Annotated in this window: 8 protein-coding genes; 7 read left to right on the plus strand and 1 reads right to left on the minus strand. The window is 41.5% G+C overall.

Annotated elements, in window-relative coordinates; all coding sequences use genetic code 11:
* Positions 1–260: 260 nt before the first annotated feature.
* Entirely contained in the window at positions 261–395 is a 135-nt protein-coding gene (rpmH, locus tag ACNQGS_RS22360; protein WP_066059809.1) for a 50S ribosomal protein L34, read from the minus strand.
* Positions 396–1,063: 668 nt separating this feature from the next.
* Here rpmH and dnaA point away from each other — a divergent pair.
* The 7 genes from dnaA (at position 1,064) to gyrA (ending at position 10,195) form a co-directional block, all read left to right on the plus strand.
* Positions 1,064–2,410: a chromosomal replication initiator protein DnaA gene (gene dnaA / locus ACNQGS_RS22365; RefSeq protein ID WP_491489261.1), complete on the plus strand. Its 1,347-nt coding sequence runs from the start codon at positions 1,064–1,066 to the stop codon at positions 2,408–2,410.
* Positions 2,411–2,594: 184 nt separating this feature from the next.
* Entirely contained in the window at positions 2,595–3,731 is a 1,137-nt protein-coding gene (gene dnaN / locus ACNQGS_RS22370) for a DNA polymerase III subunit beta (protein ID WP_213147830.1), read from the plus strand.
* Positions 3,732–3,882: 151 nt separating this feature from the next.
* Positions 3,883–4,098 carry a S4 domain-containing protein YaaA gene (gene yaaA, locus ACNQGS_RS22375; RefSeq protein WP_213147829.1) on the plus strand — a complete coding sequence of 72 codons (216 nt, stop codon included), beginning with the start codon at positions 3,883–3,885 and terminating at the stop codon, positions 4,096–4,098.
* Between the two features lie 18 nt (positions 4,099–4,116).
* Positions 4,117–5,235 (plus strand): DNA replication/repair protein RecF, encoded by a 1,119-nt coding sequence (gene recF, locus ACNQGS_RS22380; protein ID WP_491489262.1) that lies wholly within the window; start codon positions 4,117–4,119, stop codon positions 5,233–5,235.
* 8 nt (positions 5,236–5,243) lie between these two features.
* A complete protein-coding gene (gene remB, locus ACNQGS_RS22385) occupies positions 5,244–5,492 on the plus strand; it encodes an extracellular matrix regulator RemB (RefSeq protein ID WP_213116948.1) in 249 nt (82 codons plus the stop codon).
* 66 nt (positions 5,493–5,558) lie between these two features.
* On the plus strand, positions 5,559–7,481 hold the full coding sequence (gene gyrB / locus ACNQGS_RS22390) for a DNA topoisomerase (ATP-hydrolyzing) subunit B (RefSeq protein ID WP_491489263.1): 1,923 nt from the start codon (positions 5,559–5,561) through the stop codon (positions 7,479–7,481).
* Positions 7,482–7,672: 191 nt separating this feature from the next.
* Positions 7,673–10,195 carry a DNA gyrase subunit A gene (gyrA, locus tag ACNQGS_RS22395; protein ID WP_491489264.1) on the plus strand — a complete coding sequence of 841 codons (2,523 nt, stop codon included), beginning with the start codon at positions 7,673–7,675 and terminating at the stop codon, positions 10,193–10,195.
* Positions 10,196–10,354: the final 159 nt, after the last annotated feature.

Consider the following 10,354-nt stretch of genomic DNA (forward strand, 5'->3'; position numbering starts at 1 on the left):
CAGGCGCAAGCAGTTCAAGGGTTGAAAGGGAGCCCTCCTCGTCGGTTTGCACCTGGGGGTCTCCCCTATCCCATACTCCCGCAGGAGTCTTCGCGCCTTCCGCTCCAATCAACGTTGTTCTGAATCAAAAAGCGTTTTTTTAGCTAATAAGAAAGTATAAATTCAACTACGCCTCATGAACCGTCCTATCGGACTTGCCAATCGGCGAGTTTCCATTTATAAAGTGATTTAAAAAAAGACCACTGAGACGTTTCAGTGGTCTAAGCTGATAATACTTTTCTTCCTTTACGGCGACGGCGAGCAAGAACTTTACGTCCGTTTGCTGAACTCATGCGGCTGCGGAAACCGTGAACTTTGCTGTGCTTACGCTTATTTGGTTGATACGTTCTTTTCATTATATTACACCTCCCAGAGGATAAGCCTATAAATTTAAAACGACAGTCTTACTTATTATAAGGATGTTAACTTTAAATTGTCAACTACTGTCCTAATATTGTTACCTTTTCCCAGATCCCTTTGATTCGGTTTGGTAAGAATTATTTTGCCCGTTTAGATAAAAAATAGCCTGAAGGCTTCTCTCAATCCTCTGTGGATAAAAAATCGACAAATTTCGGACTATCCACACAAGATATTGACAGGATTTTCACAAATTATCAACCTGTGGACAATTTTAATGCACAGCCTGCTGAGGTTGTGGATAAATCTCGAAAAACCATTGCAAACCTTGATTTTATTTGTTATTATATTTGTGTTTTCACTCTGAATAACTTTGTCACCCTTAATCTTTATCCACAAACTGTGGATAACATGTGGATAGTTTATTCAACGGTTCTGTAAAAACTTGTCCACAAGAGGTGGATATTGTCGAAACTCCACATTATTTCCTTATTATATGTTTTCCACAAGCACTGTTCATATTTTAATAAATTAATAGGTTGTACTCACGGATGAAAAAATTTTTCATACCAAATATTGCACCGAATGAGAGATGAATAATTCAAATAGATTACGTTTCTTAGGAGTTTAACGTCATCGGAGTATTTATAAAAAAGGAGGGAAACTAGTGGAAAATATTGCGGATCTTTGGCATGCGGCCCTTGCCAATATAGAGAAAAAAATCAGCAAACCAAGCTTTGATACTTGGCTAAAATCAACAAAGGCTCATTCCCTTCAGGGCGATTTGCTTGTCATCACAGCGCCAAATGAGTTTGCCCGCGATTGGCTGGAGGAACGCTATTCTCAGCTGATTTCAGGAATTCTTTACGATATTACAGGGGAAGAATTAGCCGTAAAGTTTATCATTCCGCAAAATCAGAGGGAAGAGGAGCTTGAAATCCCGACACCGCCAAAAAAGGCGAAAAAGGATGATGATCATAACGATTTTCCTTCCAATATTTTAAATTCAAAATATACATTTGATACTTTTGTAATTGGATCCGGAAACCGCTTTGCCCATGCTGCTTCGCTTGCCGTTGCGGAAGCCCCGGCCAAAGCATACAATCCCTTATTTATTTACGGAGGCGTCGGATTAGGAAAAACGCACTTAATGCATGCGATCGGCCATTATGTTTTAGACCATAATCCTTCAGCTAAAGTAGTTTATTTATCATCAGAAAAATTTACAAATGAATTTATTAACTCGATTCGTGACAACAAGGCTGAGAATTTCCGCAATAAATATCGAAACGTGGATGTCCTCCTAATAGATGATATTCAGTTTTTGGCTGGAAAAGAATCAACCCAGGAGGAATTTTTCCATACCTTTAACAGCCTTCATGAAGAAAGTAAGCAAATCGTCATTTCCAGTGACCGGCCGCCAAGAGAAATTCCAACCTTGGAGGACCGCTTGCGTTCACGCTTTGAGTGGGGCTTAATCACAGATATCACCCCTCCAGATTTGGAAACGAGAATTGCCATTTTGCGAAAGAAAGCGAAGGCAGAGGGCCTCGATATTCCTAATGAAGTGATGCTGTATATTGCGAATCAAATTGATTCCAACATTCGTGAGCTTGAGGGGGCACTGATCCGAGTTGTCGCTTATTCTTCGTTAATCAATAAGGATATCAATGCTGATCTGGCAGCGGAGGCATTGAAGGATATTATTCCTTCCTCTAAGCCAAAGGTAATTACCATTCATGATATTCAAAAGATTGTTGGCGAACATTTTAGCATTAAGCTTGAAGACTTTAAGGCGAAAAAGCGGACAAAGTCAATTGCCTTCCCTAGGCAGATTGCCATGTACTTATCTCGTGAATTAACCGATTATTCTTTGCCAAAAATAGGAGAAGAATTCGGCGGCCGTGACCACACCACCGTTATTCATGCTCATGAAAAAATCTCAAAGCTGCTGCTAACTGATTCTCAACTGCAACGGCAAATTAAAGAACTAAATGACCTGTTGAAAATTTAGACCTATTGTGAATAACTTCGAAGAATGTATACACAGTCTGTCCACATGTGGATAGGCTGTCTTTCCTTTGAAAAAGTTAGTTATCCACATGTTAACAAGCCCTACTAGTACTTTTACTAATTTTTTTAAAAAAATATTATATGTAATTGCATTAAAAAATATTCCTAAAACGGAGGATTTAAACATGAAATTTATAATCCAACGCGACCGCTTAGTTCAAAGTGTCCAGGATGTAATGAAGGCTGTCACATCGAGAACAACCATTCCAATCTTAACGGGGATTAAAATCACCACAACGGACGAGGGAGTAACCTTAACTGGAAGTGATTCTGATATTTCCATTGAATCCTTTATCCCTAAAGAAGACGCCGGCGATGAGATTGTCGAAATTAAACAAACAGGCTCCATTGTTTTACAGGCGAAGTTTTTTAGCGAAATTGTGAAAAAGCTGCCAACAGATTCTGTCGAAATTGAGGTATTAAACCACCTGCAAACCGTTATTCGTTCCGGTAAATCAGAATTTAACCTGATTGGTTTGGATGCAGAGGAATATCCACACCTGCCACAGATTGAAGAAAATAATAAATTCCATATTGCGACTGACCTATTGAAGGCAATGATCAGACAAACTCATTTTGCGGTGTCCACATCTGAAACACGGCCAATCTTGACAGGTGTAAACTGGCGAATTGAGAATGGCGAATTAACCTGTATTGCAACAGATAGCCATCGCCTTGCACTCCGCAAAGCTAAAGTAGAGATGGAAACGAGTGATAGCTACAACGTTGTCATTCCAGGAAAAAGCTTGAATGAGCTTAGCAAAATTATTGATGACTCGAATGAGCAAATTGATATTGTCATTACCGAGAATCAAATTTTGTTTAAAGCAAAGCACCTTTTATTTTTCTCAAGATTATTGGAAGGAAACTATCCTGATACATCAAGATTGATTCCGAATGAAAGCAAAACAGATGTCACTGTCAACACAAAGGAATTTTTACATGCTATTGATCGTGCTTCCCTTTTAGCACGCGAAGGCAGAAATAATGTGGTTAAGCTATCTACCATTGAGGGAGGAATCATTGAAATCTCCTCCAATACCCCAGAAATCGGGAAGGTTGTCGAAGAAATCCAAAGTGAATCGATTGAGGGAGAAGATTTAAAAATTTCTTTCAGTGCTAAATACATGATGGATGCATTGAAGGCTCTTGAAGGAACGGACATTAGAGTGAGCTTCACTGGGGCGATGCGTCCATTCCTGATCCGCCCTCTTCATGATGAAACGATTTTACAGCTTATCTTGCCGGTAAGAACGTACTAAACATATATAAAGCTATTATTCATAGGCCGCCTTTCTTCCACTGGCGGTCTTCTTTTTGACAAACATAAGTTTATTTTTGGTTTCCTTTGTAACTGTTCCGTTTTTTTAGTAAAATAAAGTATTGAGACTTTTTAAGAATTAGGTGATGAGGATGCCTGAAAAAATAAAGCTCGAAGCAGAATTTATAACATTGGGACAGTTTTTGCAGATTGCCGATGTTATTTCTACTGGTGGAATGGCCAAGTGGTTTTTAAGTGAGCATGAAGTGTTTATAAATGGCGAACAGGATCAAAGAAGAGGAAGGAAACTTCGCGCCGGTGACAAGGTCCAAATTCCCGGTATTGGAGAATTTGTGATTACCGAATAGGTAAAGGACGAGAAGTCAATGTATATTGAAGCATTATCGTTAAAAAACTATCGCAATTATGAAGAGTTATTTATTCAATTTGAAAATAAAGTTAATGTCATATTGGGTGAAAATGCCCAAGGTAAAACTAATGTGATGGAATCCATTTATGTTTTGGCCATGGCTAAGTCCCACCGGACCTCTAATGATAAAGAACTTATTCGCTGGGACGAGGAGTATGCTAAAATAGAGGGTAGGGTTCAAAAACAGTACAGCTCATTGCCTTTACAATTAGTTATTTCAAAAAAGGGAAAAAAAGCACGACTTAATCATATTGAGCAGCAGAAATTAAGCCAGTATGTCGGGAATATGAATGTTGTCATGTTTGCTCCTGAGGATCTTAATTTGGTAAAAGGAAGTCCGCAGGTGCGCAGGCGATTTATTGATATGGAAATTGGCCAGATATCCCCTATTTACTTACATGATATGAGCCAATATCAAAAAATACTTCAACAGCGAAATCATTATCTGAAAATGCTTCAGATAAAAAAACAAACGGACCAAACAATGCTCGAGATCTTAACAGAGCAGTTTATTCAAGTTGCTGTAAAGATTATTGCGAAGAGATTTGAATTCCTTCACTTGCTTGCAAAATGGGCCGGTCCGATTCATAAAGGGATATCAAGGGGCCTGGAAACACTTGAAATCAACTATAAACCTTCCGTAGAGGTATTAGAAGAACAAGAGTTGTCGAAAATGGTAACATGCTTTGAAGAAAAGTTCGGAAAGGTGAAGACAAAAGAAATCGAACGAGGTACTACCTTATTTGGCCCACATCGGGACGATTTATTGTTTTTCGTAAACGGAAGAGATGTGCAAACGTTCGGATCACAAGGACAGCAGCGGACGACTGCACTGTCGGTAAAGCTCGCTGAAATTGAATTAATTCAGGCGGAAATTGGTGAGTACCCTATTTTACTATTGGATGATGTGTTGTCGGAATTGGATGATTATCGGCAATCGCATTTATTAAATACCATTCAGGGTAAAGTTCAAACCTTTGTTACCACAACCAGTGTTGATGGCATAGACCACCAGACATTAAAGGAAGCCTCAACCTTCCAGGTTTCGTCCGGTATTATTCAGAAAGTAGATTGAGGTGGAACATGTATATTCATATCGGGGAAGATCTCAATATTAGGGCAAAGGATATTATCTCCATATTGGACAAAGATAGTGTGAAAAATTCTGAGTTGGCTGGGGAATTCCTGCAGCGGCATCAGGATAAGGTCATCAACCTCTCAAAAAATCCTTTTAAATCAGTTGTGATTACATTTGACAAAGTGTATTTGTCCCCGATAGCCTCCGGAACGTTAAAAAGACGTTCCAGCCAAATGCATTTACAAGAATTTTAATAGCATAATAATTTTTCAAAAAAATAAGGATTTATTTGGCAGAAAGTGCAGGTGAATCAAGTGACAATGGATCAAAAAGCAGTTCAGGAGCAGGCATATGATGCCAATCAGATACAAGTGTTGGAGGGACTGGAGGCTGTAAGGAAAAGACCGGGTATGTACATCGGTTCAACAAGCGGCAAAGGGCTTCACCATCTTGTTTGGGAAATCGTTGATAATAGTATTGACGAGGCACTTGCAGGTTACTGTGACGAAATCAATGTCACGATTGAAGAAGATAACAGCATTACGGTAACGGATAACGGGCGCGGTATTCCAGTCGACATCCAAGAAAAAATGGGCAGACCTGCCGTTGAGGTCATTATGACAGTTCTCCATGCCGGAGGAAAGTTTGGCGGCGGAGGTTATAAGGTTTCAGGCGGACTGCACGGTGTTGGTGCATCGGTTGTTAATGCCCTATCTACTGAGCTTGAAGTCTATGTACATCGCGACGGCAAAATTCACGAAATAAAATTTGAACGCGGCAATGTCGCTTCTGAACTAAAGGTGGTCGGAACAACCGACAAAACCGGAACCATCACCCATTTTAGGCCGGACGGAGAAATTTTCACAGAAACACTTGAGTATGAATTTGACATTCTGGCAACACGCCTTCGTGAACTTGCATTCCTTAACCGAGGAATCAAAATCACCATAGAAGATAAGCGTGTCGAAAATAAACGCAATGAGTATCATTATGAGGGCGGAATTAAATCCTATGTGGAGCATTTAAACCGGACAAAAGAGGTCATTCTTGAAGAGCCTATCTATATGGAGGGCGAAAAGGATGGAATAAGCGTTGAGGTTGCCCTGCAATACAATGAAGGCTATACAGATAACATCTACTCATTCGCCAATAATATTCATACGTACGAAGGCGGAACCCATGAATCTGGTTTTAAAACGGCTTTAACGAGGGTTATTAACGATTATGCCAGGAAAAACAATCTGATTAAAGAAAGCGATGCGAACCTTTCCGGTGAGGATGTTCGCGAAGGCCTGACAGCGATTGTTTCGATTAAGCATCCGGACCCGCAATTTGAGGGACAAACGAAAACGAAACTCGGAAATTCTGAAGTCAGGGCGATAACAGATACCGTTTTTGCTCAGCATTTTGAAAAGTTCTTGTTAGAAAATCCGATGGTTGCTAAAAAGATTGTCGATAAAGGTCTAATGGCGGCAAGAGCAAGGCTCGCTGCCAAAAAGGCAAGGGAATTGACCCGCCGCAAGAGTGCACTAGAAGTATCTAGTTTACCCGGGAAATTGGCAGACTGTTCCTCAAAAGACCCATCAGAAAGCGAATTGTATATCGTTGAGGGTGACTCAGCGGGTGGTTCGGCGAAACAAGGACGCGACCGTCATTTCCAAGCAATCCTGCCGCTTCGCGGTAAGATTCTGAACGTTGAAAAGGCTCGTCTTGATCGGATTCTTTCCAATAATGAAGTCCGGGCAATGATTACAGCCATTGGCACTGGGATTGGTGAAGATTTTGATATTGGAAAAGCCCGCTATCATAAAGTCATCATCATGACAGATGCGGACGTCGATGGTGCCCATATTCGTACGCTGCTGCTGACCTTCTTTTACCGCTATATGAGGAAAATTATCGAAGCGGGTTATGTGTATATCGCCCAGCCGCCGCTTTATAAAGTGCAGCAGGGGAAACGGATAGAATATGCCTATAACGACAAGGAACTTGACAGGATTTTTGCTGAGCTGCCAAGCCAGCCTAAGCCTAATATTCAGCGCTATAAAGGTTTGGGAGAAATGAATCCTGAACAGTTATGGGAAACAACCATGGATCCTGGTACGAGAACGATGCTTCAGGTAAGTCTAGAAGATGCAATCGAAGCGGATGACACCTTCGATATGCTGATGGGTGAAAAGGTCGAACCACGCCGGAACTTTATCGAAGAAAACGCTCAATACGTGAAAAACTTAGATATATAACATAAATGAAAACTCGCCGATTGGCGGGTCCGATAGGACGAAGATAGAGGTGTAGTTGAATTTATGCGTTAGGAAATTATAATTTGTGGAAATTTATAATTTCCTATTAGCTAAAAAAAGGGAAAAAGGGTAGAGGTGTCCACTATCCTCCTTTTTTATTTTAGGTGACACCCTAATAGGAGGTACCAATTATGGCTGAAACACCAAATTCTCAAGTAAAAGAAATTAATATTAGCCAAGAAATGAAATCTTCGTTTCTTGACTATGCAATGAGTGTTATCGTTTCACGTGCCCTTCCGGATGTTCGTGATGGCCTGAAGCCGGTTCACCGCCGTATTCTTTATGCTATGCACGATCTAGGAATTCATGCGGACAAACCATATAAAAAGTCAGCCCGTATTGTCGGAGATGTTATTGGTAAGTATCACCCGCATGGTGACTCCGCCGTTTATGAGACAATGGTCCGGATGGCGCAGGATTTCAACTATCGCTATATGCTTGTCGATGGCCACGGGAACTTCGGGTCGGTTGACGGTGATGCAGCTGCGGCGATGCGTTACACTGAATCAAGAATGTCGAAAATCTCAATGGAATTATTAAGAGATATTAACAAAGACACGATTGATTATCAAGATAACTATGATGGTGAGGAAAGAGAACCGGTTGTCTTGCCAGCGCGGTTCCCTAACCTATTAGTGAACGGCACAACCGGAATTGCCGTTGGGATGGCAACCAACATCCCGCCTCATCAGCTTGGCGAGACGATCGATGCGGTCTTGGCTGTCAGCCATGACCCTGACATTACCACTCAGGAGCTGATGGAGATCATCCCGGGGCCTGATTTCCCTACTGGAGGGATCATCTTAGGCCGAAGCGGCATCCGCAAGGCTTATGAAACCGGACGGGGCTCCATTACAATAAGGGCTAAAGTGGAAATTGAGCAGAAGTCTAATGGTAAAGAGGTCATTATTGTTAATGAGCTTCCCTACCAGGTAAATAAGGCAAAACTAATAGAAAAAATAGCAGAGTTGGTCCGTGATAAAAAGATTGATGGCATCACTGACTTGCGCGATGAATCAGACCGCCGCGGAATGCGGATTGTCATTGAAGTTCGTAAGGATGCCAACGCCAATGTGCTGCTGAATAATTTATACAAACAGACTGCCCTGCAAACTAGCTTTGGAATTAACACCCTAGCACTTGTGAATGGGCAGCCAAAGGTGCTAAGCCTAAAGCAATGTTTAGTCTATTATTTAGAGCATCAAAAGGTAGTCATTCGCCGCCGTACTGCATTTGAATTGCGTAAGGCCGAAGCAAGGGCACATATTTTAGAAGGTCTGCGGATCGCACTTGACCATATTGACGCTATCATTACGTTAATCCGCAACTCGCAAACGACAGATATCGCCCGTGAAGGGTTAATGACCCAATTTAATCTTTCAGAAAAACAAGCCCAGGCCATCCTTGATATGCGCTTGCAGCGTTTAACAGGCTTGGAAAGAGAAAAGATTGAAGATGAATATCAAGAGCTTGTAAAACTCATTGCAGAGTTAAAAGCCATTTTAGCGGACGAGGAAAAAGTCCTTGAAATTATCCGCGAAGAACTTCTTGAAATAAAAGAACGTTTCAATGATAAACGCCGCACTGAGATTGCAGCAGGCGGAATTGAAAACATTGAGGATGAGGATTTGATTCCACGCGAAAACATCGTCATCTCATTAACCCATAACGGTTATATCAAGCGTCTCCCTGTCTCCACGTACCGCGCACAAAAACGCGGCGGCCGCGGAATCCAAGGTATGGGCACCAATGAAGATGATTTTGTCGAGCATTTGATCACAACTTCAACCCATGATACGATTCTCTTCTTTACTAATAAGGGGAAGGTTTATCGTTCCAAGGGTTACGAAATTCCGGAGTACGGCCGCACGGCGAAAGGCATTCCGATTATCAATCTGCTGGGTATCGAAAAAGGTGAATGGGTAAATGCAATTATCCCAGTTGAAGAATTCGTGGACGATTGGTTCCTGTTCTTTACCACAAAAGAAGGTGTCTCCAAGCGGTCACCGCTGTCATCCTTTGCCCATATCCGGAATAACGGACTAATCGCCATAAGTCTACGTGAGGGCGATGAGCTTATTTCCGCCCGTATGACAGACGGGAGCAAGCATATTATTATCGGTACGAAAAAAGGTATGCTGATCCGCTTCCCGGAAACAGATGTCCGTTCGATGGGCCGCACCGCTACAGGGGTAAAAGGCATTACCTTGGACAGTGATGATGAGGTTGTCGGCATGGAAGTGCTTGAGGAAGATAATGAAGTGCTAATCGTAACGAAAAATGGCTACGGAAAGCGGACTGCTGCTGCAGAGTACCGTATTCAAGGCCGCGGCGGGAAAGGTATTAAGACCTGTCATATTACAGATAAGAACGGTGAGCTTGTCTCGATGAGAGCGGTAACCGGCGAAGAGGACCTGATGTTGATTACAACAGGCGGGGTCTTGATTCGTATTGATGTAGCCGGCATTTCTAAAATGGGCCGGAATACACAGGGGGTAAAACTAATCAGCCTTGGCGATGAAAAGAATGAATATGTAGCAACCGTAGCTAAAGTAGAAAAAGAAGAAGTCCAGGAAAATGAAAATACAGAGGAAACAGAAGAAGACGCATCAGGTGAAAACTCAGATGTGAATATCAATTCTGATGAAGAATAACATAAACGGAGCACTGTAATAGGTGCTCCGTTTGCTGTATTTAACAGTACTTTTGAATTTATTATATTTATATAGTAAAAAAGTGATTAAAACATGTTGACTTTAACATGGACGGGTGGTATATTTATAAAGTCGCTTCTGAGCGATAGAGAAATTGAC

Source organism: Neobacillus sp. PVCKKU3 (assembly GCF_058323225.1).